At 38.4% G+C, this 21,823-nt stretch carries 23 protein-coding genes; 20 read left to right on the top strand and 3 right to left on the bottom strand.

Annotation, left to right across the window (positions count from 1 at the left end; translation table 11 throughout):
- Nucleotides 1–244: 244 nt before the first annotated feature.
- The 8 genes from PO903_RS17750 to PO903_RS17715 all read left to right on the top strand — a co-directional run bounded on the left by PO903_RS17750 (nt 245) and on the right by PO903_RS17715 (nt 7,814).
- Nucleotides 245–1,921, top strand: coding sequence for a copper amine oxidase N-terminal domain-containing protein (locus PO903_RS17750; protein WP_069328149.1), 1,677 nt, complete (start codon nt 245–247; stop codon nt 1,919–1,921).
- Nucleotides 1,922–2,290: 369 nt separating this feature from the next.
- Entirely contained in the window at nt 2,291–2,962 is a 672-nt protein-coding gene (locus PO903_RS17745; RefSeq protein ID WP_069328148.1) for a PspA/IM30 family protein, read from the top strand.
- Between the two features lie 205 nt (nt 2,963–3,167).
- Nucleotides 3,168–3,572, top strand: coding sequence for a DUF350 domain-containing protein (locus PO903_RS17740; RefSeq protein ID WP_069328147.1), 405 nt, complete (start codon nt 3,168–3,170; stop codon nt 3,570–3,572).
- 23 nt (nt 3,573–3,595) lie between these two features.
- The gene (locus PO903_RS17735) at nt 3,596–4,102 is read left to right on the top strand and encodes a DUF4178 domain-containing protein (protein WP_069328146.1); all 507 of its coding nucleotides are present in this window, start codon (nt 3,596–3,598) and stop codon (nt 4,100–4,102) included.
- Nucleotides 4,103–4,114: 12 nt separating this feature from the next.
- On the top strand, nt 4,115–4,879 hold the full coding sequence (locus PO903_RS17730) for a DUF4247 domain-containing protein (protein WP_273594151.1): 765 nt from the start codon (nt 4,115–4,117) through the stop codon (nt 4,877–4,879).
- Between the two features lie 523 nt (nt 4,880–5,402).
- A complete protein-coding gene (locus PO903_RS17725; protein WP_502921694.1) occupies nt 5,403–6,707 on the top strand; it encodes a molybdopterin molybdotransferase MoeA in 1,305 nt (434 codons plus the stop codon).
- A gap of 19 nt (nt 6,708–6,726) precedes the next feature.
- A complete protein-coding gene (gene mobB, locus PO903_RS17720) occupies nt 6,727–7,275 on the top strand; it encodes a molybdopterin-guanine dinucleotide biosynthesis protein B (RefSeq protein ID WP_273594149.1) in 549 nt (182 codons plus the stop codon).
- A complete protein-coding gene (locus PO903_RS17715) occupies nt 7,272–7,814 on the top strand; it encodes an NADPH-dependent FMN reductase (RefSeq protein WP_137221617.1) in 543 nt (180 codons plus the stop codon). The genes mobB and PO903_RS17715 overlap by 4 nt, the downstream gene beginning before the upstream one ends.
- A gap of 216 nt (nt 7,815–8,030) precedes the next feature.
- Here the strand turns inward: PO903_RS17715 and PO903_RS22305 are convergent, their stop codons facing one another.
- The 3 genes from PO903_RS22305 to xerS all read right to left on the bottom strand — a co-directional run bounded on the left by PO903_RS22305 (nt 8,031) and on the right by xerS (nt 9,634).
- Nucleotides 8,031–8,102, bottom strand: a complete 72-nt coding sequence (locus PO903_RS22305; protein WP_350339088.1) for a hypothetical protein — start codon at nt 8,100–8,102, stop codon at nt 8,031–8,033.
- 29 nt (nt 8,103–8,131) lie between these two features.
- On the bottom strand, nt 8,132–8,398 hold the full coding sequence (locus tag PO903_RS17710; RefSeq protein WP_273594148.1) for a GDYXXLXY domain-containing protein: 267 nt from the start codon (nt 8,396–8,398) through the stop codon (nt 8,132–8,134).
- 153 nt (nt 8,399–8,551) lie between these two features.
- Nucleotides 8,552–9,634, bottom strand: coding sequence for a tyrosine recombinase XerS (gene xerS, locus PO903_RS17705; protein ID WP_273594147.1), 1,083 nt, complete (start codon nt 9,632–9,634; stop codon nt 8,552–8,554).
- A gap of 164 nt (nt 9,635–9,798) precedes the next feature.
- Between xerS and PO903_RS17700 the strand changes: the two genes are divergently transcribed.
- From PO903_RS17700 to rbsD, 12 genes are all read left to right on the top strand, one after another.
- Complete coding sequence (locus PO903_RS17700) at nt 9,799–10,296, top strand: GNAT family N-acetyltransferase (protein ID WP_273594146.1); 498 nt, start codon at nt 9,799–9,801, stop codon at nt 10,294–10,296.
- 42 nt (nt 10,297–10,338) lie between these two features.
- Nucleotides 10,339–11,112 carry an SDR family NAD(P)-dependent oxidoreductase gene (locus PO903_RS17695; RefSeq protein ID WP_069328128.1) on the top strand — a complete coding sequence of 258 codons (774 nt, stop codon included), beginning with the start codon at nt 10,339–10,341 and terminating at the stop codon, nt 11,110–11,112.
- A gap of 371 nt (nt 11,113–11,483) precedes the next feature.
- Entirely contained in the window at nt 11,484–12,155 is a 672-nt protein-coding gene (locus tag PO903_RS17690; protein ID WP_273594145.1) for a DUF2625 family protein, read from the top strand.
- A gap of 239 nt (nt 12,156–12,394) precedes the next feature.
- A complete protein-coding gene (locus tag PO903_RS17685; RefSeq protein ID WP_273594144.1) occupies nt 12,395–13,456 on the top strand; it encodes a carbohydrate-binding family 9-like protein in 1,062 nt (353 codons plus the stop codon).
- Between the two features lie 87 nt (nt 13,457–13,543).
- Nucleotides 13,544–16,204: a transglutaminase-like domain-containing protein gene (locus PO903_RS17680; protein WP_273594143.1), complete on the top strand. Its 2,661-nt coding sequence runs from the start codon at nt 13,544–13,546 to the stop codon at nt 16,202–16,204.
- A 186-nt stretch (nt 16,205–16,390) separates the two neighbouring features.
- A complete protein-coding gene (locus PO903_RS17675; RefSeq protein ID WP_069328123.1) occupies nt 16,391–16,627 on the top strand; it encodes a DUF3953 domain-containing protein in 237 nt (78 codons plus the stop codon).
- Nucleotides 16,628–16,691: 64 nt separating this feature from the next.
- Nucleotides 16,692–17,306 carry a YdcF family protein gene (locus tag PO903_RS17670; protein ID WP_273594142.1) on the top strand — a complete coding sequence of 205 codons (615 nt, stop codon included), beginning with the start codon at nt 16,692–16,694 and terminating at the stop codon, nt 17,304–17,306.
- A 29-nt stretch (nt 17,307–17,335) separates the two neighbouring features.
- Entirely contained in the window at nt 17,336–17,980 is a 645-nt protein-coding gene (locus PO903_RS17665; RefSeq protein WP_137221652.1) for a hypothetical protein, read from the top strand.
- Between the two features lie 90 nt (nt 17,981–18,070).
- Nucleotides 18,071–18,967, top strand: a complete 897-nt coding sequence (locus tag PO903_RS17660) for an aldo/keto reductase (RefSeq protein ID WP_273594141.1) — start codon at nt 18,071–18,073, stop codon at nt 18,965–18,967.
- Between the two features lie 515 nt (nt 18,968–19,482).
- On the top strand, nt 19,483–20,460 hold the full coding sequence (locus tag PO903_RS17655) for a LacI family DNA-binding transcriptional regulator (RefSeq protein ID WP_137221656.1): 978 nt from the start codon (nt 19,483–19,485) through the stop codon (nt 20,458–20,460).
- A 36-nt stretch (nt 20,461–20,496) separates the two neighbouring features.
- A complete protein-coding gene (rbsK, locus tag PO903_RS17650) occupies nt 20,497–21,402 on the top strand; it encodes a ribokinase (protein ID WP_273594140.1) in 906 nt (301 codons plus the stop codon).
- Entirely contained in the window at nt 21,402–21,812 is a 411-nt protein-coding gene (gene rbsD / locus PO903_RS17645) for a D-ribose pyranase (RefSeq protein ID WP_069328117.1), read from the top strand. Before rbsK ends, rbsD begins: the two co-directional genes overlap by 1 nt.
- The last annotated feature ends 11 nt before the right edge of the window (nt 21,813–21,823 follow it).

Genomic DNA, 21,823 nt, shown 5'->3' with positions numbered 1-21,823 from the left:
AAGTATGATATAGTTTGGTCTAAAAATAAAAGTAGCCTATATCCTTTGTCTATCAAGGGATATAGGCTTTTTTTGCGCAAATATAATAGTGATAGCTAGGATAAATTTGAGACGATCAACATACTATTTTCACGACAGATATCAAAAATTTAAAATAACAAAGTGATCCAAAAATGAATCTCTTCCGTTCATCTGTGTAAGGACGACAACAAAAATAAAACAAACACATAAAGGAGTTTTGATGATGAAAATGAAAAAATTGATAGTACCCGTACTTAGCTTGTCTTTGTTAGTTCCTACTACAGGTGCTTTCGCCGCCGATGCAACTTCAGCATCAATGCCAACTGTAAGTACCAAAGCAGCAGACCTTCGTTCGGATCTAGATTATCTGCTATCTGAACATTTTGCACTAGCTGTGGTAGCCATGACTAAAGCTTATGAAAGTGCTCCTGATGCTGCACAAGCGTTAGATGCACTGGATAAAAATGCATTAGATATGCAACCTGCTATCGAATCTTTATACGGTAAAGAAGGAGCAGCAGAGTTCGAACGAATCTTCCGTGCACACAACCAATATACAGACGAACTTGTAAAAGCAACCAAAATGAAAAACGAAGATGCAATCAAAGCAGCAGAAGCGAAAGTACAAGGATTTGTTGATGAATTTGCCAAATTCTTATCTACAGCAACAGGTGGTAAATTACCTGAACAAACCGCTGAAAATGCACTTCGTCTCCATGAAGATCAAGTCCAAGACGTATTTGAAAAATATGTAGCTGGTGATTACACAGGTGCATACACAGAATATCGTGAAGGTCTAGCAACGATGTTTACAGTGAGTAAAGCATTATCGGGTGCGATTGTTACTCAATTCCCGGCTAAATTCGATAACACTTCTGTTGATACACCAGCAGCAGATTTACGTTCAGCATTGAACCATTTGGCAGCAGAACACTTTGCATTATCTGTCTTGCAAATGCAAAAACAATATAACGGTTCACCAGATTCTAATGCACTAATCGCAGCTGAAGCTGGCAACACAGCAGACTTCAAAGCAGCTATTTCTTCAATCTATGGTGCAGAAGGTGCTAATCAATTTGAAAAAATTTGGGTGACTAATCATATTAAAGCACAAAGTGATTATGTCGATGCACTCAAATCCAACAATCAAACCTCTTTACAATCGGTTAAAGATCGTATTACAGACTTCACTAAAGAATTCTCTACATTCTTAGGTACAGCTACAGCGAATAACTTGCCAGCTGATGCTGCATTAGCTGCATTACGTACTCATGAAGATCAAGTTCAATCTGTGATCGATCAATATGCTGCTAAAAACTATGCAGGTGCATATACAGCAGATCGTGAAGGATACAAAACGATGTTCGGAATTGGTAAAGCACTAGGTGGTGCGATTGTTACTCAATATCCAGACAAATTTAAAACAGCAGCAACTACACCTATGCCTACAATGCCAACTACACCAGCACCTACGCCAACAGCTCCAGTGATGACCAATCCTACAACATCTAATGATTCGATGATGATGGTATGGATGAAGCTGAACAGCAAGCAGCTCAAAATTGGTGACAAAACAACAATGATGGACACCGCTCCTGTTGTTAAAAACGGTACTACGTATATCCCACTTCGTTATTTGGGAGAAGGTATCGGTGCGAAAGTAAGCTGGAATAAATCTGCTGGCCAAGTGACTGTAATGGCAGGTAGCGATACCATGAAATTCTGGATTAATAACAAAAAAGTAGATGTTAATGGATCTACTAAAATGCTAAGTGCAAATGCTATGGTCAATAGTGATGGCAGAACATTAGTACCATTACGTTCGATTACTGAATTATTAGGTTGGGACGTTAAATGGAATAAAGCAGACGGTTCAATCACTTTAACGAAATCGATGTAACACAGCGTTAACTGATACGAGATATCCGGTTATGCCCATAGCCAACCCATCTCCGTGTTGTCAACGCTTATCATAAATAAAAACACTCTTGGTCTTATAGACTGAGAGTGTTTTTTTAATCGTAAATATGTTTAATTTTATATGTAGAGGTAAGAATGTAGGGGTGATATAGACGAAAGTCCCATAATCCCGTAAAATAGGCAGTATAAGGAACCTATTGGTGTTCAGATGCAGTCGTATAGTCAGAATATAGAACGATGAATAGCGGTCAAATTATAAATTATTGAAACGTTAAATATCATGCTTCGTATTATGATCTATCATTGACACCACAATAGTGATCAATTATTAAATTGGAGGTAATTATTTATGTCTATTTTCAAAAGGTTACGTGATTTAACTTTATCCAATGTATTTGCTTTGATTGAGAAAGCAGAAGATCCTATTAAAATGACAGATCAATATATTCGCGATATGTCTGCTGACCTAGAGGATGCGGAGAAAGCTGTTGCCTCACAGATCGCTATCGAAAAACGTTTCAAACAATCGTACGAAGAACAAGAAGCATTGGTTAAAAAACGTGAAGAGCAAGCACATATGGCTGCTCAAGCGCAAAATATCGATCTAGCTCGTCGGGCGTTGGAAGAAAAGAAAAATGCTGAAGCCAAACGTGATGAGTTCAAAGCGAACTATGAGCAAAACAAAGCTTCTGCGGACAATCTTCGTGCCAAATTAAACGAAATGCGCAAGCAATTGACTGAAATGAAAAACAAACGCGATACTTTGATCGCTCGTTATCAAGCAGCTAAAGCGCAAAAAGAAATCAATCATGCGATGAGTGAATTTAGCTCGGATTCTGCAACATCTGGCTTGAAGCGTATGGAAGAAAAAATGCTACAAATGGAAGCTCAAGCACAAGCAAGTGAAGAAGTGAATGGTCAGAACAAATCACTAGATGATGAATTTGCATCACTTGGTAAAGATAAAGCAGTTGAAGATGAGTTAGCAGCATTGATGAAGCAATACGAGAACAAATCATAATTTTATTCAAATATAAGTTACGCTATTTCTGTAGCTCATTACAAAGCGAAGGTCGGAACGATACAGCTTGTTCTCCTTCGCTTTTTGTATGGATTTTTGATGAATAGTGATGGGTTGATGATGTTGAAAGAAATAAGCAAAAGAGTACAATCTTGAACAGGTTATAAATAGTTTTACGACGTTGAATACGTGGAGGATGTCTAGTATGAGTTGGAACATTTTGGGGTCAATTGCAGTATGGACAGCAGTAGGAGCAGTACTTTTATTTCTTTTGATGTATATTGATTCGTTATTTACCAAGTACAAAGATATTACCGAGATCAAAGCAGGCAATAATGCGGTGGCGACTCGTCTGGTCATGAAATTATTTGCGCAAGGGTATATTTTATCGGTAGCGATCGGTACATCTTGGAGTCTTGGTGAAGCTGTACTGGTATCTGTAGTATCATTTGTAATCTTACTAGTCTTGGAATTAATTGTACGCTTCTTATTGAAAAAAATGATGGGTCTTGATCTGGACGAAGGTACCAAACAAGGTCACATTGGTTATGGATTATTGGGCGGAGCATTACAAATCGTAGGTGCATTGATTATTTCAGCTTCATTATAAAGATTACGAGAGGACGATTGGCGATGGGATTATGGAAAAGAATTACTAACCTCGTATCTAAACCTGAACCGGCTAAAGTGGAAAAAAGCCCGATGGATTTGAGCGTTGGGGATATTTGTGAAGTGTCATTGGTTACATATGAAGTCAAAGGAAGCGTTCGTAACCGTGCTCGTAATGCTGTAGTACTCACTATACAAGATGGCAATGCAATCGCTTATCTGCATATCGAAGAGCGAGAAACGGTGCGCTATGCGCTGTATTATCCAATTGACGGAGGACTTGAAAATGCAAGCGAAGTACCGAGTCATATTGAAATGGATGATACCGACTATTACTTAGAAGAACAATACGATGGTACAGTAATATCTACAGGCAGAACACCAGCATTACAAAGTGGAGAGCAATCGGTATGGCAATATCAATCAGATGATCGCAAATTACTTCGTATTGAATGGCAAGCTGGACGTTTTACTTTGTATGAAGGAGAATTCGTACTTAACGGAGACGTCTATGTTATCCGTGCTAGTTAGGAGCGAAGAAGAATGAAACAGCGTGCATCATGGTTGCTCAAAATAGCAATAATGCTTGCCTTATTAACTTCATTATTATCAGGTTGTGGTAATTCGAAGGTTGAAGTCAATTATCCACTCGAATCGGTTAGTAGAGATGGAGATTCCACTTCCTATGTATACCGTGCAGCAGGACAGACCGTTCCTGTAGTCGCAGAGCAGTTATCGGATCAACGTACTCCACAAGAGATGAGTGTTCAAGATCCGGAGCGGATGTTTCTTGTCTATGACAATGAATTAATTCAAGTCCAACAAGATCCTGAGAAGCCAGAAGATACGATTATCGAAGTGGACTCAGACAAATATGTGGCTCGAAATTATGACTCTAGCTTTTTACAAGGATATCTTACAGCTAGTATTATCAGTAATTTATTTAATTCTTTTGGTGGCGGATACAATTATGGTGGTAGTTATCGTGGATATACAACCTACAAAACATACAAGCCCACGATACAGTACAAAAAGCCAACCACACAAGATATCAAACAAGCTCCTCCGTTAACAGTGAACAAATCCGGTTCTATTTTCAAGCGTGGCACATCATCTAGCTCGAAGCGTTCGAAAGATAGCGGTAGTATTTTTAATCGGGGATCATCTTCTTCAAACGGATCAAGTGGAACGATCAATCGAGGCAGTCGCTCGGATTCCTCAGGTGGAGGATTCTTCTCGCCTTCGCGAAGCAGTAAACCGAAAAGCAGTTCTGGATCAGGTAAAATACGTAAGCGAAGTCGAAGGTAAACATATGAAAAGATAGTAAAGTGAATCTAGCAGTTGTCGATGCTATCTATGTACAAGATTATTTTTATTGTCATTAGTTCAACCTTAAACCGTATCCTTTTACAGAGGATGCGGTTTTTTTATAACTAAAATAAAGAATATACACACAATAACTAAAAAGGGAGCAATGAAGAAGTATATTCTTTTTGGATAAAGTTCATTCTTTGATATCCTATAATTATATAATTTCAACATATGAAAAATTCATAATAAGTAATAAAAAGTTCTAAGATCAAAAGCAAAATCTAAACCCCGTCGCAAAGGTTTTATTTATACATCTATAAGAGCATATTCTATTTTAGAAACGATTATAAGTTATCCAATTCAGCGTGAGGTATATATGAGCAATTTATCTCTGTGTGCATCATAAAACTTGCATGATCTTCTATGTTAGTCTATAAAAGAAAGGAATAGAAAAGAACGAACATATAACAATAAAGTTACAAGAGTCGTAGCATGAGCAATATACAGGAGGCAGTTAATGATGAAAGAATCACAACCATTATCAAGTGAACAGGGCGGTTCTAATCCTGTTGAACATAATCCGGCTAAGTTTAAGCGGAAACCTATTACTCCAGCAACAGCGCAACAAAAAGTAGCTGAATATGTACAGGTTATAGATACAGAAGTGATACCTTTGTATACAGCAGGGGGAAGATTTTTAGCCGAATCGGTACAAGCTCCTCATCCTTATCCTCATTTTCGCCGTTCAGGTATGGATGGTTATGCTGTAATTGCTGATGATATTGCTTTAGCTTCAAGTGACGATATCGTCTGGTTAGAAGTGATCGATAATATTCCTTGTGGGCAGACTCCTTCTGTCCCGATTGTTAAAGGCACCGCAGCTCGTATTATGACGGGAGCGATGGTTCCTGATGAAGCAGATACAGTGGTAATGTTAGAGATGACCGAGACGAGAGAAGAAGATCGACGACAATGGGTAGGTTTGAAACGTTCTGTAGAACAAGGTCGCAATATTACACCGATTGGACTTGAAGTACAAGCAGTCGATATTTTACTAACACAGGGAGCACAGATTGGAGCAGGCGAGATTTCTGTGCTGGCTACTTTTGGTGTCCATCAAGTAGAAGTCTATCGTCGTCCACAAGTTGCCATTTTTTCAACAGGGACTGAATTGTTAACCGTAGAAGAACCTATTGCTCCAGGTAAGATTCGCAATAGTAATTCGTATATGTTAGCAGAGCAAGTCAAAGCAGCAGGCGGTGAACCTCATGTATTAGGGGCTATTATGGATGATCTGGAACTTGCACGGACAACGATGTTACATGCGTTATCATCTTATGATATCGTCATCTCTAGTGGGGGTGTATCGGTAGGGGATTATGATGTAATGGGTGATCTGGTACGTAGTGATGAAGTAGAAATGCTATTTAACAAAATATCGATGCGTCCAGGTAGTGTCACCACCGGTGCAGTCAAAGATGGCAAATTACTATTTGCACTATCAGGTAATCCAGGAGCATGTTTTGTGGGTTGTGAATTATTAGTCCGTCCAACGATCCGACAAATGATGAACTCCAAGCAAGATTATTTGCCAGAATGGACAGCAACACTAGGGCATGATTATCACAAAATCAATAGCTTTACTCGTTATGTACGTGGAAGCATGACTGTAGAAAATGGTAAAATTATTGCTTATCCGGCGAGTCTCGACGAATCCAGTGTGATGGTAACGATCAAAGATAGCGATTGCTTAATTATTATTCCACCTACCAGTGAAGTACTGCCAGCAGGGACGACGGTATCGTTGCTCCGTCTGAGTCGATGATAAGATGAATGATACTTCTATGCCATCTACTATTGATCGTCATTATACGCCTGTTGTTATTCAGATTGTCGGTTACAAAAATTCGGGTAAAACGACATTGATTGGAGCCTTATTACAACACTGGTCTACTCAAGGCAAAAAAGTCGCTGTTATCAAGCATGACGCTCATGAATTCCAGATGGATCATGCAGGTACAGACACCTACGCTCATACTCAAGCAGGAGCAGCAGCGATTGCGATTAGTTCAGCTACACGTACGGCTATCATCGAGCAGCATTCCTCTACATTAGAAGAGTTGATATCGAGATTTGAAGTAGGGTATGATCTGATATTAGTTGAAGGATTTAAGCAAGCCCACTACCCTAAGATCGTGATCGTAGCCGATGAGCAAGGTATTTCTTTGGTTCATGAATTGGTACAGGTCAAATGGGTATACAATCGCTATTCATCATCTATATCTTCAAATTTGAAAGAAATCACTTTTATTGATGCTGAAAAAGATGGTATCATAACCATAATCCATGAATTGGAAAATTATATTGAAGCACAGGGGGAACATCAGAAATGAAAATTACACTTATCGCCGGAAGTAATCGTCCGGATGCATCAACTACTCAATTGAGCCAGTATATTGCCCATCTGCTTCAAGAGCATGGACATGAAGCAGAAGTATTTAATTTGTATGAGCATCAATTGCCATTATACGGACCGGGTGAAGCTTACGGACATGAAGAAGTACAAAAACTTGCCCAAGCAGCCAAATCGGCGGATGCCCTTGTTCTAGCAACACCTGAATATCACGGTTCCATTTCTGGCGTACTCAAAAATGCGCTTGATTTCTTAGGAAGCGATTATTTTAACAATAAAGCTGTTTTATCTGCGAACTCCGCAGGTGGATTGATCGGTACAGCTTCTCTATTACATTTACAGACGATTGTTCGTAATGTACATGGTATTAACTGCCCGGAATGGATCTCCATCGGTGGGTCACAGCGTGAATTCAATGAAAACGGTGAGCCTACAGATGAAGGAACAGAATTGCGTATTCGCAAAGCGGTAGAAAGCTTTATCGATTTAGCATCTAAATTAAGTAGTGCTTCTGCTTAAGCTAAATGGAGCACGATCGTAAGCTTAGAATAATATACTTATATTCAACTGGAACGATCCAAAAAAATATAACGTGTAATCTACTATAGACGTGCAAGTCGAGCAGTATAACTACCGTTTGAATTACAAAATCCCCTTACCGCTATTAGCGAACTTACTCATTCAAGGTTGAGAAGTTTACAGAAGTGTTAAGGGGATTTTATTTGGGTCTATGGTCTATGAGGCGATTCTTTCCACTTCTAAGCCTGTTCCTTCAGGTATAAAATAATTTTCAATCCCATAACTGATCTGGTTATCATACAGTAATTTGCCATTGATCAGAACTTCATTTTTTGTAAGCTTTCATTCGGCTGAAGCACCAATTGAATTCGACCACTATGGATATTTTGATCAAGTAAAGATTGTGTAATCGATTCAGGTAATGTCGAAATATCATAATTCAAAATTACATAATCTTCTTGTAATAATGAACGTAGATCTATTGGAGCTAACTCCAATGTGATCGCTGTACCTGAAGCTAACAACTGTTCTTTAACCACAGTATGATAATTAATCCAGCGACTAGCCATACTTTTTCTATCCAATGTATTCCACCCCAGTTGGCAGCAAAAAAATAGATAATCGATGCAATGATCAACGAAATTCCTAATACAAAACCTGTTCGTACGGCATTTCATCGTAACATGGTTAATATGCCTCCTCAGATATTGTGAAATGGAACAGTAAAAGTACGAATATTATAGATCCGTTCGTTTCTCAATCGCTTCAGACATCGTTTTATCGGTAAGATGAGCATAGATTTCTGTTGTTTCCGTAGAAGCATGTCCGAGCTGCTCTTTGGTTTTATAAATATCATTTTGCAAATAGTAATCTGTCGCAAACGAATGACGTAATTTGTGTACAGTCAGATACGGTTTACCAAAACTCTTTGCATACTTCATAATCATGGCTTGAATAGCACGCTTGGTCATGCGCTTACCAGAAGATTGTCCATTCGGACGAGCAACAAATAACGCTGTTTCTTTTTTCGGCGTACGATAGCGTGTTTCACGTAATTCTAGATAAGTTTTGATCTCGTCTTTGGCTTGCTCACGGAAATAAATGGGTGTTTTGAATGTCTCATCATTATTACCTTTACGAGATACATACATTAACTTCTGATTGAGATCCAGATCAACCAAATTGAGATTAACCACTTCAGATACCCGTAAGCCTGAATTCAAAATAAGGCTAGTAATGCAGGCATCACGTTCACGATTCAGTTCGTAAGAGTATAATGCTTGCTTATTCGTAGCAATATCTTCACGATAACCTTCCAGAATATAACCGACAAATTCCAGTAATTCATCTTCTTCTAAAATTTTACCTTTTAATTTGGCAGCTGTATCTTTGGGTTTGTGCATTCGTTTGACTTCGACTTTTGCCATAATATTACGTTTGAGCAAAGGATAAAAATCATCATCTTCAGCAATCTGGCTTAAATAGTGAAATAGTGAGCGAAGAGACGATAATTTGCGTGATACAGTTACTCTGGTATTGGTACCTTCTGTTCGAGTCGTTAAATGAAGACGATAATTCGTAATATCTTCCATCCGTAACGTTTCCAATTCGAGTAATTGTATTTGTGTATAATGGGTAGCTGTCGATAACCCTTCAACAATCATCCAACCGAAAAAAGATTCATAATCGCGTATGTACTCTAACAATGTAGACGGAGAAAGATCTGGTAATTTATAATTTATAAATTGCTCTACAAACCACGGCATAGAAGGCAATTTTTGATCTAATTTCGCTCGATCTGCTATTTTTTGGATACTCATGTGGATACTCACCTCTACCCCGATTGTAGCATAAATCAAAGAGAATCATAGGTTTCTTCAATTGGAAATGATTTGCTTCTTTTGACGTGAAAAGTATATAGTAAAAAGATAAGAAAAAGTGCATTTGGATACCAAAGACCTGACTTCAATGACGGAGGTTCATCATGAGATTAAAGCTTGAACAAGTGCCACGCAGTCGCAGACGTGTGATCCGAGAAATGATGCAATTGTATCTTTATGATTTTACATATTATTTGAGTATTGATCTGGATGATAAAGGTCGATTTCCAGAATATCCAGGGTTAAATCAGTATTGGAGTCAACCGGGGAAGAAGTTTCCATTTTTGATTTATGCTGATTCTTATATTGCAGGCTTTGCTTTAGTCGATCGATTGAAAGATTCTTCTGAAGGTGATTACTATATGACTGAATTTTTTATTTTGAAAAAATACAGGCGTACAGGAATAGGTAAATGGGCAGCTCATCAATTATTCGCTCGTTATATCGGCAAATGGAAAGTTACACAAGTACAAACCAATCGTCCTGCACAGTTGTTCTGGCGTCAGGTGATTGGAGAATATACCAAAGAGCAGTATCGAGAAGTCGTTCATCCAGAATACGGTAATCCCAGTCAGTATTTTGATACTCACAAAGCAGAATAAACCAGATGATCCCTAATCACAGCATAGAGAGGAAGACACATTATGTATTTACCATCATTTTCATTATCAGATAAAAAAGCGATTGTCACTGGAGCCGGCAAAGGTATTGGACAAGCATTGGCGATTGGGCTTGCTCAAGCAGGAGCAGATGTAGGGTTGATTGCTAGAACAGGTTCAGATCTAGAAGTGACCAAGCAGCTGATCGAAAAACATAGTAGTCGCAAAGCCATCTGTATTCCAGCCGATGTAACAGATCGTGAACAAATGCAATCTGCATTTGATCGTTTTGAATTGGCATTTGGCGCACCGGATATTCTGGTCAATAATGCAGGAATGAATATTCGCTCCAAAGCATTAGATGTAACCGATAGCGAGTGGCATACCATTGTAGATACTAATTTACATTCAGCCTTAATTGCTTCGCAAATGGCAGCACATTTAATGAAGGAACACGGTGGCGGTAAAATTATCAATATTGCTTCGGTTGGTGGACACACTGCTTTGCGAACAGGAGTAGTCTATGGAGCAACCAAAGCAGGGTTAATTCATATGACCAAAATTCTAGCGATGGAATGGGCGCAATACGGTATACAAGTTAACGGAGTCGGTCCATGGTATTTCCGTACGCCACTGACAGAAACTATTCTAGCTGATGAACAATATATGCAAGATATTCTAGATCGAACGCCGATGAAACGTGTAGGTAATTTGGAAGAAGTCGTAGGCCCAGTTGTCTTTTTAGCTTCTGAAGCCGCTGGATATATTACGGGTCAGACGATTATGGTAGATGGTGGAATGTCTGTGTTTGGCTTTTGATGAAATAAATGATAACACACTGAGTAAAATGGCTTAGTGTGTTTTATCATTTATCCGAAACATCATATATGAAAGGAGTGTTAGATTGAAAGAATTAATAGCAAAATTAGATCATATCCATGCACATTATAAAAATTTAATCGATCAAGATGAATCTATCTATTACATTTTATTGCTACATATGAGCAAAGCTTAGCTAATAAATATATATAAATAAAAAGATAGTACATCATATTATAGTAGACGGTACACTATCTATTTTAACCTTTAAAGAACTTGTTATTAAAGATTATTCCTAATACACTAAGTGTAATTACTTAGTGTATTTTATAATGTCATAAAGTTTGATTTGAAAAGAGAGGATGCTCACTATGACTATGAAGTCGATTGAACAACTGGTAGATATAAACGAACATGCTTGGCAGGAAATTCAGGATGTTTTGAATCAAGGGGAAACGCCGTACACGATCTTGCCTAAAAAAGATCTGCAAGCGCAAACGACTTTGTTACAAATGCAAATAACTACTAAATCATATCTAGGTTGTATTGCCTACGAAACAGGTGGGATTTTGTTTGATCAGGGTTGGATCAAGTTATTGGGATCGGGTAATGAACATATTTATGGAGATTTGTTATCATGGAATGGACAATCGCAACCAGAATCTGAATCGTCTATTATTACTCAACCTCTTGCTAAAGCACTAGTTGTTGCTTATGATGTCGTAGGTGGATTTTTTGCTTTGAATGGTGGAGGACTAGGTGAACAACCTTCGATCTATTATTTTGCGCCAGATACATTAGAATGGGAAGATACCGAGTTATCTTATTCTGAGTTTGTGATCTGGTTAGCGTCCGGACGTTTGAGTCAGTTTTATGAAACGATGCGTTGGAATGGCTGGCAAGATGACATTTCTGCACTTTCACCTGATCGTGCTATTCATTTTTACCCGCCACTGTGGACACAAGAAGGATCTACTGATCAGAGTAGCAAAAAAGCTGTGCCTGTAGCTGAGTTTTGGAATATGAATATCGTTGGAAAATAAATAAAATCAATCATAAGCATAGAAACACGAAAAGCTCTTAAATTACATAGGAGCTTTTTTGCTTTTTATTGTTAGTATTATTGACTATTTTAGAGCAGAATTATCCTATTTTAACTATATCTATTCATTTGAAAGACAAATACGACATATATTGGAGTGTATATATGCCATATTTACGCATATCTATATCTCCTTTAGAATAAATGTAAGAATTGCTAACAAAAGAAGGAGATGACATCATGCACAAGCTATCTGCTGTTCCTGAACCGAATATCACGTATCAACCCAAACAGTATGAGTGTAAACGGGCAGAAGGACAAAGTGATTGGAGTGGAAGATTAGATCAGCCCTTTTGGAAAAAAGCGAACTGGACAGATGAGTTTGTAGATATCGAAGGTGATTTGAAACCTTTACCTACCAAGCAGACCCGTGTCAAAATGCTGTGGGATGATGAGTATTTCTATATTGGTGCTGAATTAGAAGATAATGAAATATGGGCCAATCAGACAGAGCGAGATTCTGTTATTTTTTATGATAATGATTTTGAAGTTTTTATAGATGCTGATGGAGATACTCATCATTATTATGAGTTTGAGATCAATGCTCTGAATACAGTTTGGGATTTATTATTATCCAAGCCGTATCGAGATCAGGGACCTGCAATTAATGGCTGGGATATCAGCGGATTACGAACAGCTGTCTATATTGATGGAGAGTTGAATAATCCACAAGCGAATAATCGCAAATGGAGTGTTGAGATTGCAATGCCCTGGTCGATTTTGAAAGAATGTTCGCTACATAAGCGTGCGCCGATAGCGGGTGAGAACTGGCGTGTGAATTTTTCGCGTGTGCAATGGCAATTAGATATTATAGATAACCAGTATGTAAAAAGAATGGATCCAGCAACAGGCAATTCTTTTCCAGAAGATAACTGGGTGTGGAGTCCAATGGGTATTGTGAATATGCATTATCCTGAGCTGTGGGGATATGTCATTTTTGTTGATGAGCAGACAACAGAAGATTCTCAACAGCCTTTATATATAACAAACATAGAACAATACAAATGGTTACTGCGTCAGCTATATTATCGTCAGCGTCAGTATGCAAGTGAGCATGACCGATATTGCGATCAACTGGAAATAATATATGCCATGTTACCTGTAGATATACAAAGTATTGCCCATATGGAACAACTTCAATTGGAAACAACAAGTAGTATGTTCCAAATGTCTATCATCGTACCTGATCAGCAGGTTAGGCTCTGTATCCGTCAAGATGGATGGGTATGGGAAGAAGCATAATCATTGTGAGACGCTAGCATACTCTTATCAACAAACAGTCGCCAAACTATCGACGATCAACAGTATAGATCATCAGGAGGGATATTCATGACTACACGTACAGCTTATGGATTGAATCTGGATCTTATTAAAGAAAAGTTAGCATGGAAAAAAGAGCAAGCACAAGGACGAGCAGAATCATTATTTGATGTGTTTGACCAACCTCTGTCAGAGCAAGAGGAACAGTTGCTTCAATTTTTGTATGCGTATATGCCACTACATGATCTAGCTGATTACGACGGTGCTTTTTTCCTGCAACATATTCGGCAGGTATTACAGGTTCAAGCGGAAATGCCGTGGGGTTCGCATATTCCAGCTGATATTTTTGTGAATTATGTCCTCCCGTATCGAGTCAATAATGAGAATATCGATCAGAGTCGGTCTGTTATTTATAAAGAGTTAGCTGATCGAGTCCAACATTTATCCATGACTAACGCTATACTGGAAACGAATTATTGGTGTCATGAACGAGCCACATATATAGGCACAGATATACGCACTGTTTCTCCATTAACGATAATGAGGACTGCGCTCGGGCGTTGCGGAGAACAATCGACTTTGACTGTAACTGCTTTACGCAGTATCGGGATTCCTGCACGTCAGTGTTATACGCCTCGCTGGGCACATTGTGATTCTAATCATGCATGGGTCGAAGCATGGGCAGATGGGAAGTGGTACTTTCTGGGTGCATGTGAACCCGAGCCGATATTGGATGAAGGATGGTTTCGCTTACCCGCTAAGCGGGCAATGTTAGTGCATACGCGCGTATTTGCGGATTATAATGGCCCTGAAGAAGTAACGACCACACATCCATGGTATACCGAGATCAATCTGTTAGATCATTATGCTTCAGTGAAATCAATTCATGTGGATACAGTAAATGAAGCAGGTGAACCTGTTGTAGCCGAAGTTCAGTTTCAATTGTACAATTCGGCTGAATTTTATCCGCTCACTTCGTTAATGACCGATGATCATGGACGAGCTTCATTAACTACAGGTTATGGCGACCTGCTAATTCATGCGCGCACATCTTCATCATGGGGAACTGCATTTATCGATACTCGTCATTCCTCAGAGTTCAAAGTAGTATTGAAGTACCAGACCCAATCTGCCTACACATCAAGTCTGACTACTGAAAAGGATAAAGCTTTATTCACAGAAGAATGGAAAATGACTCCCCCTGTTGCTCCTGCTATGGATAGTGGCATCAAGCTAGACGAGCCAATCATTGAACAACATACACAAAGAATCAAAGCAGGGACAGCTATTCGTACTGCGTTTGAACAGACTTTTGTAGATCAGGAGCAAGCTCAACATGATGCTGAAGCATGGCAATTACCTGTAGATCGGGTAGGGCATATACTGCAAACGGCTAAAGGAAACGGACAGGAAATAGCTACTTTTATCAATGAATGTTCAGCATCTGAACGAGAGTTAGGTTTGCGTTTATTAGAAAGTTTACGTCCGAAAGATTTAACCGATATATGTAGAGCCGTATTGCAGGATCATTTGCAAGGTGCACTATTATTAAATCAACCTACAGAAGATATGGCGAAAGATTGGGATGCCTATGTTCTTTGTCCGCGGGTACATTTTGAAATGCTTACTCCTTATCGAGCATATTTCAGTAAGCAATGGAGTAAAGTGCAACAAGATCAATTTCGCTCAGATCCAATGCAGTTAGCCGCTATATTAGAACAAGAGCTGATTATAAATAATGATGTGGATCGTTATACAGGAATGGCTACACCTGCTAGAGCACATCAGTTAGGAACGACTGACTCGGTTAGTCGGGATATTGTATTTGTAGCGGCTGCACGTAGTTTAGGAATCTTTGCACGTTTGGAACCTTTGAACGCAATGCCTCAATATCAAGTACAAGGAGTATGGCATTCGGTACAATGGTCAAAAGATCAGTCTATCTCAGAAGAGACCGATACGCTTACCTCATCTGCTTCCAATACAGGCAATATCATATTCACACGTGCAGTAGATTCTTCAGAAGTGGTTGCAGAATACCAGCATAATTTTACAGTCGCTATTTTGGAAAAAGGTCATTATCGTACATTAGATATTCCTTATGGTGAAAAAGATGTGTATGATCAGCCGTATACAGTTTTAGCAGGGGAGTACCGTTTGACAACAGGTACGCGTCTGGAAGATGGAAGTGTATTGGGCACATTTGTTTATTTCACAGTAGAACCTGAACAAGAAGTAGCTGTAGAATTAGTATTCCGCACAGAACAGCAACCGATACCCATTCTGCTAGAAAAATTACCAGAAAATCTACAACATCAATTGCATAACGTACAAACAAAGAATACAGCAGTAGATGTAACATCAGGTAGCATTTTGGCATGGCTTGAACCTGAACGTGAACCTACCAAGCATTTGTTACGTGAATTAGCGGAACTTAGAGTAGAACTTGAATCGTGGACAGGGGATATTTGCCTATTGATCGCAGATCCATCAGAGCAAGCAGTCGTAACCCTTGATCCTTTACCTGCACAATCCCATATAGAGATAGATCCACGTCATCAATCACTGTCACAATGGTCTGAGTTGCTTCCTTCCTTAAATGGAGACCAGCTACCTGTGGTGATTGTTGTAGATCAACAAAATCGGGTTCGCTATAGTTTGCAGGGATACAAATTGGGTACAGGTAAAGAATTGTTACGTGTGGTTCATCAGATGAATCATGAAGGTTAATGATTATTTTTGTAAAAGCGATACATGTGCTTTATAAAATAAGTACTATATAAAAAAGACTCTATTGTTGATCGATTAGCAATAGAGTCTTTGCTATGTAGAAGCGGATGGATAGCGTGCAAAGTAGTGAATTTCACAAGCGTCGGTTAATGATGTTATAATTTCAAAAGATAAAGGAGGGGGAACATGTTACGAAATAAATTAACTTTTAGGATTATTAGTATGGTTTTCGTTGTAATAGTTATTGGTCTTTGTATTTGGGAATTTGTCACCAAACAGTATACTGGCTATACATATTTATTTCTCGGATTAATGATGATTTCTACCGGAATATTTGTTTTTCAAGATCAAAGAAAAACATTGGCATATATGTATTGGGTGACAGGAATCATTATTTTAATTGCTTTTGGAGTAGCTATTTAGCAATTATAAAAAGGTTTTACATAATCATTTTAAAAAGCAGCTAAGCTTGTATAAGGAGCAAATCATGTTTAAAAGGTTAAAAATAATATTCCGGCATGACCTATTCAAAAGATTAATCGTTACAGGAATGTTTGTGTTTATACTTTCGTTTAGTATCATTGAATCTATGATTGTATCTGGCTTTAAGATCAATGATACTCAAGACAAAGATATAGATTATATGATTATTCTGGGTTCCGGGCTTAGAGGTTCTGAGCTTTCGATCATCTTACAACAACGAGTAGATACAGGAATCATATATCTCAAACAGCATCCTGATATTCCTGTTATTGTATCAGGTGGTCAAGGTCCAGGTGAAGACATTCCGGAAGCAGAAGCAATGAGTCGGTATCTAGTCAATCAAGGAATCGATCAGACTCGTATTATTCAAGAAAATCGTTCGACCAGCACGTTTGAAAACTTAACATTTTCTAAAGATATTTTGCAATCGAAAGGTGTAAATCATGCTTCCATTATAATTGTTACAAGCAATTATCATCTTTATCGTGCTGAAATGATTGCTTCTACTCTTGGATACAACGTGCACGGCATAGCAAGTCCATCTCTGAGTTATTTGCTACCGCAGAATATGCTACGTGAATATCTGGCGATGATTAAAGCAATGTTACAGCTTTCCTAAAATATTGAGGTATAAAAAGGAGTGATCTAATGAGCGAATTTACGATTGGACATTTAATTCAACGCAAACATAGCGATCTATTGCAGGATGTTAATCCTTTATTTATAGGTCACCTGAATGACGAATGGACACTGTTTTTTATGAAAGATACAGGGATTTATAAAAGGATTCCCGAATCTATTTATGATATTTCGAATACGATACCTGTATTACATTTTGATAACGCAGAAGATCATGGGTGGAGTTATGAGATTGTATTTAAAGGCAAATCGCAAGCTAAGTTTGATTACAATTATGAAATGGAAGATATGGCATTATATCAATTAGCATTAGATCGTTATCCAGAAGAAGATCCAGTGGAATTGTTATATACAAACCCTGATTTTGAAGGGGTTCGTCAACAATTGCTAGATGAATTACATAATAGTGATATCTATCAAGAGCAGATCAATAACCTTTTTAAAGAGTGCAACGTGGAACAATTCAGTCTGTTTGAAGTAAGTGCAGAACAAATTCAACAATTAAAAACAATAATGACGCAAGAACATGAAGAACAATTGGAATTTATGCATGATTTGGTGGATCAATTTAAAGAAATATTGAACCTTCAGCAAATGAGTTGGATCAATCCAGAACGACTAGAAGATGATGATCTTGAGTTGGAACTAGAATAACCAAAGTACATTATTTTCCAAGTGAGTGATTACGCTTACAGCTGAAGGGTAATAAATTAGCGAATCGATATGACCAAGGAGGTTACAGTAATGGAAAAACGTAAATATGGTAAAACGGATATGGAAGTTAGTGTGCTCGGATTTGGTGGTTCTGAAATAGGAAGCGGAGTTAGTGAAAGTGATGTTAAACAATTGCTCAATAGTGCACTCGATGCGGGCTTGAATGTGATTGATACCGCAGAATGCTACGGGCAAAGTGAAGAATTGATAGGTAATACATTAGCTCATCGTCGAGATGACTATTATTTGTTTACTAAATGCGGACATGCCGCAGATTTCGATGCTCCTGATTGGGACCCTGTGATGTTGGAACAAAGTATAGATCGCAGTCTTAAACGGCTCAAAACCGATTATGTCGATGTCATTCATTTACATAGTTGCTCTGAAGAAGTGTTGCGCCGTGGGGAAGTGATCGAAGTCTTACAACGTGCCAAACAAGCAGGCAAAACACGTTATATTGGTTACAGCGGTGATCATACGAATGCACTATATGCGATTAGTACAGGTCTTTTTGATAGTCTAGAAACTTCTGTCAATATTGCAGATCAAGAAGCGATTGCACTTACGATTCCAGAAGCGCGTAAGCATGGTATGGGGATTGTAGCGAAGCGTCCGATAGCAAATGCAGCATGGACTCTTGAAACTGTAGGTCCACAAGAATATCCTTTTGTCTATTGGAATCGTTTACGTGATCTTAATTATGGATTTTTGCAAGATGAAGAAGTTCAAAAAAGTATAGAACGTGCTTTACGTTTTACGTTGAGTATTGAAGGTATAGATACAGCAATTGTCGGAACAACGAAGCCAAGTCGCTGGACAGAAAATGCTGCTTTGCTTAAAGAAGGTGCATTACCTAAAGAACATTTTGAAGCGATACGTAGTCGTTGGGAAGAAATTGCAGAGCCAGAATGGGTTGGACAGACGTAAACTTATAAATTTTACTCGAAAAGCTAAACTGTGAATCTGTACATCAACGGTTAAAATAAAGATTTTCCATCTTGTAGTTATACTAAATAAGTACTCAGCTATCTTCTTATGACATGATAAGAGGATAGCTTTTTTGTTATCTTTTTTGTGCATGGAATATTCAATCAATCGAATCGTTGCTCAACGAATAGGGTTTATTTAAACGTTTAATAAGTCTACTGAATGACTATCTATTTTGTAGGTGGAACAATCTAATTTAAATAATCATTTAACTAAATATATACAATAAATAAAATTTCAATACATGAAAAATTCATAATAGAAAAAGATAAATTTGCTTTGTTACTGTACAGATTATGCACACTTATACATAACTCTACACAAAGAACGAAAAAAGGAAAATCATAACTATCCACCTTCATCAAATAAATTAAAATCTAAAATAATAGTTGTCAAATGCAAAAGGATATGATAATTTATATCTGTAACCGGTTACACATTGAGGTGAAAAGAAAATGACAACGATAAAAGATGTAGCACGCCATGCAGGTGTTTCTGTTGCGACCGTCTCACGTGTTATTAATGAGACAGGCTATGTACATGAAGATACACGGCGCAAAGTAGAAGAATCTGTTCAACAATTGAACTACACACCTAATGAAGTGGCACGTTCTTTATATAAACGCAAATCCAGATTAATTGGTTTATTGCTCCCTGATATTACGAATCCTTATTTCCCACAGTTAGCTCGCGGAGTAGAGGATCGGATGCAGGAAAGTGGATTCCGCTTAATCTTTGGCAATAGTGATGAAAGTCAAACCAAAGAACAAGATTACATACAGACTTTTGTACAAAATAATGTAGTCGGTGTGATCTCATCTACCAATGATCCAGGAACAGCTTCTTACCGTTCACTCAAAATTCCTGTTGTTTTTCTAGATCGCATATCGAGTGATCGTCCTGCTGTCTATGCAGATGGCCGAGAAGGTGGAAGACTTGCAGCCCAGCAAATGATCCAGCGTGGAAGTCAGCAGATTACAGTGATGCAAGGGCCGATTCATATTCGTCCTGCTCAAGACCGTTTTCAAGGAGCGATAGAAGTGTTGCAAGATATGGGTATCCATTATCATACAACACAGACATCATCTTTTTCATTTACAGATGCAGATCGCTGGGCAAAAGAATTGTTTGAGCAATACCCTGATACCGATGGAGTGATTGCAAGTAATGATATTGTAGCTACGGCTGTCATTCAAGAAGCATATCGCTTAGGTAAAAAAGTACCTCAAGATGTACAAATTATCGGATTTGATGATATTCCGTTAAGTAGTCTATTATCGCCAGCATTGTCTACGATTCGCCAACCGGCATACGATATGGGCAGAGCGGCAGCTGACTTATTAATTCAATTGATTGAAGGTACAGCAGGAGAACAACGAATCATTCAAATGCCAGTGCAATTTATAGAACGGGAAACAACTCGTAAACTTTAATCTGATCAAGTAGAAATAGAAAGGTGGAATTGTATTATGACTCAATCTCAACAAGTTTCTTCTAAAGCTAAAATCTGTGTAATCGGTAGTTGTTCTATGGACTTGGTAGTAACTTCATCCAAACGTCCAGTTGCGGGGGAAACGGTTCTTGGAGAAAGCTTCAAAACCGTTCCGGGCGGTAAAGGTGCTAATCAAGCTGTCGCTGCTGCACGTTTAGGAGCAGAAGTTACAATGATCGGCCGAGTAGGCGATGATCATTTGGGAGCAACCATTTTACAAAATTTCAAAGATAACAATGTCAATGTAGACTATGTGGAACCGGTTACAGATATGGAAAGTGGAACAGCACATATTATTTTAGCCGATGGAGATAACAGCATTATTGTAGTGAAAGCGGCAAATGATCATGTCACTCCAGATTATGTAGCTCAAGCAATTGAAGTGATTCAAGCTTCAGATATCGTTATGATTCAGCAAGAAATTCCAGAAGAAACAGTAACCTATGTTAGTCAAATTTGTGCGGATGCTAATGTTCCTTTGTTATTAAATCCAGCACCAGCACGCCCTGTGAATGACACTGTGATTAAGAATTTGTCTTACATTACTCCTAATGAACATGAAGCAGCTGTTGTTTTTGAAGGACAGACGTTAGAAGAAGCATTACGTCAACATCCTAATCGCTTATTTGTAACTGAAGGCAGTAATGGGGTTCGTTATTATGATGGACAGCAAGAAGTAGTTGTACCTACTTATAAAGTAGAAGCCATAGATACCACTGGCGCAGGCGATACCTTTAATGCAGCTTTTGGCGTGGCTCTAGCAGAAGGGCAGTCTTTACAAGATGCATTACGTTTTGGCAATCGAGCCGCTTCTCTTTCCGTTACCAAGTTTGGCGCACAAGGTGGAATGCCAACACGTCAGGAAGTTGAGGAACAATTGTAATGAAAAAGAATGGAATTTTGAACAGTCATATTTCGAAAGTGTTGGCTGATCTTGGTCATACGGATTATATCGTAATTGCAGATGTAGGATTGCCTGTACCTGATGGAGTACCTAAGATTGATCTGGCATTGACTTATGGAGTACCCAGTTTTCGTGATGTGGTTCATGTTATCTCAGAAGATATGGCAATTGAACAGATCACCATTGCTGAAGAAATGGTAGCGCAGAATCAAGACACATTTTTGTATATGCAACAAAAGTTCGATCATATCCCATTGTTAAAATGCAGTCATGAAGAGTTTAAGCGCTACAGTCAACAGGCTAAAGTGATTATCCGTACAGGTGAGTCTAGACCGTATGCCAATTGTATTTTGCATGCAGGTGTACATTTTGGAACGGCAGCGCGTTAAAAATATAACTT

This window comes from Paenibacillus sp. PK4536 (assembly GCF_028594455.2).
In the GTDB taxonomy this organism is placed as follows: Bacteria; Bacillota; Bacilli; order Paenibacillales; family Paenibacillaceae; genus Saccharibacillus; species Saccharibacillus nuruki.
The sequence above is the reverse complement of the archived record's forward strand: the minus strand, read 5'-3'. Positions and strand labels throughout refer to the sequence as shown.

Excerpts from the sequence above, each read along its gene's own strand:
- PO903_RS17670 (WP_273594142.1), top strand. The coding sequence starts at position 16,692 with ATGTTTAAAAGGTTAAAAATAATATTCCGGCATGACCTATTCAAAAGA.
- PO903_RS17700 (WP_273594146.1), top strand. The coding sequence starts at position 9,799 with ATGAGATTAAAGCTTGAACAAGTGCCACGCAGTCGCAGACGTGTGATC.
- PO903_RS17750 (WP_069328149.1), top strand. The coding sequence starts at position 245 with ATGAAAATGAAAAAATTGATAGTACCCGTACTTAGCTTGTCTTTGTTA.
- PO903_RS17725 (WP_502921694.1), top strand. The coding sequence starts at position 5,403 with ATGAAAGAATCACAACCATTATCAAGTGAACAGGGCGGTTCTAATCCT.
- PO903_RS17745 (WP_069328148.1), top strand. The coding sequence starts at position 2,291 with ATGTCTATTTTCAAAAGGTTACGTGATTTAACTTTATCCAATGTATTT.
- rbsK (WP_273594140.1), top strand. The coding sequence starts at position 20,497 with ATGACTCAATCTCAACAAGTTTCTTCTAAAGCTAAAATCTGTGTAATC.
- mobB (WP_273594149.1), top strand. The coding sequence starts at position 6,727 with ATGCCATCTACTATTGATCGTCATTATACGCCTGTTGTTATTCAGATT.
- PO903_RS17665 (WP_137221652.1), top strand. The coding sequence starts at position 17,336 with ATGAGCGAATTTACGATTGGACATTTAATTCAACGCAAACATAGCGAT.
- PO903_RS17685 (WP_273594144.1), top strand. The coding sequence starts at position 12,395 with ATGCACAAGCTATCTGCTGTTCCTGAACCGAATATCACGTATCAACCC.
- rbsD (WP_069328117.1), top strand. The coding sequence starts at position 21,402 with ATGAAAAAGAATGGAATTTTGAACAGTCATATTTCGAAAGTGTTGGCT.
- xerS (WP_273594147.1), bottom strand. The coding sequence starts at position 9,634 with ATGAGTATCCAAAAAATAGCAGATCGAGCGAAATTAGATCAAAAATTG.
- PO903_RS17695 (WP_069328128.1), top strand. The coding sequence starts at position 10,339 with ATGTATTTACCATCATTTTCATTATCAGATAAAAAAGCGATTGTCACT.
- PO903_RS17730 (WP_273594151.1), top strand. The coding sequence starts at position 4,115 with ATGAAACAGCGTGCATCATGGTTGCTCAAAATAGCAATAATGCTTGCC.
- PO903_RS17675 (WP_069328123.1), top strand. The coding sequence starts at position 16,391 with ATGTTACGAAATAAATTAACTTTTAGGATTATTAGTATGGTTTTCGTT.
- PO903_RS17655 (WP_137221656.1), top strand. The coding sequence starts at position 19,483 with ATGACAACGATAAAAGATGTAGCACGCCATGCAGGTGTTTCTGTTGCG.
- PO903_RS17690 (WP_273594145.1), top strand. The coding sequence starts at position 11,484 with ATGACTATGAAGTCGATTGAACAACTGGTAGATATAAACGAACATGCT.
- PO903_RS17660 (WP_273594141.1), top strand. The coding sequence starts at position 18,071 with ATGGAAAAACGTAAATATGGTAAAACGGATATGGAAGTTAGTGTGCTC.
- PO903_RS17680 (WP_273594143.1), top strand. The coding sequence starts at position 13,544 with ATGACTACACGTACAGCTTATGGATTGAATCTGGATCTTATTAAAGAA.
- PO903_RS17735 (WP_069328146.1), top strand. The coding sequence starts at position 3,596 with ATGGGATTATGGAAAAGAATTACTAACCTCGTATCTAAACCTGAACCG.
- PO903_RS17740 (WP_069328147.1), top strand. The coding sequence starts at position 3,168 with ATGAGTTGGAACATTTTGGGGTCAATTGCAGTATGGACAGCAGTAGGA.
- PO903_RS17715 (WP_137221617.1), top strand. The coding sequence starts at position 7,272 with ATGAAAATTACACTTATCGCCGGAAGTAATCGTCCGGATGCATCAACT.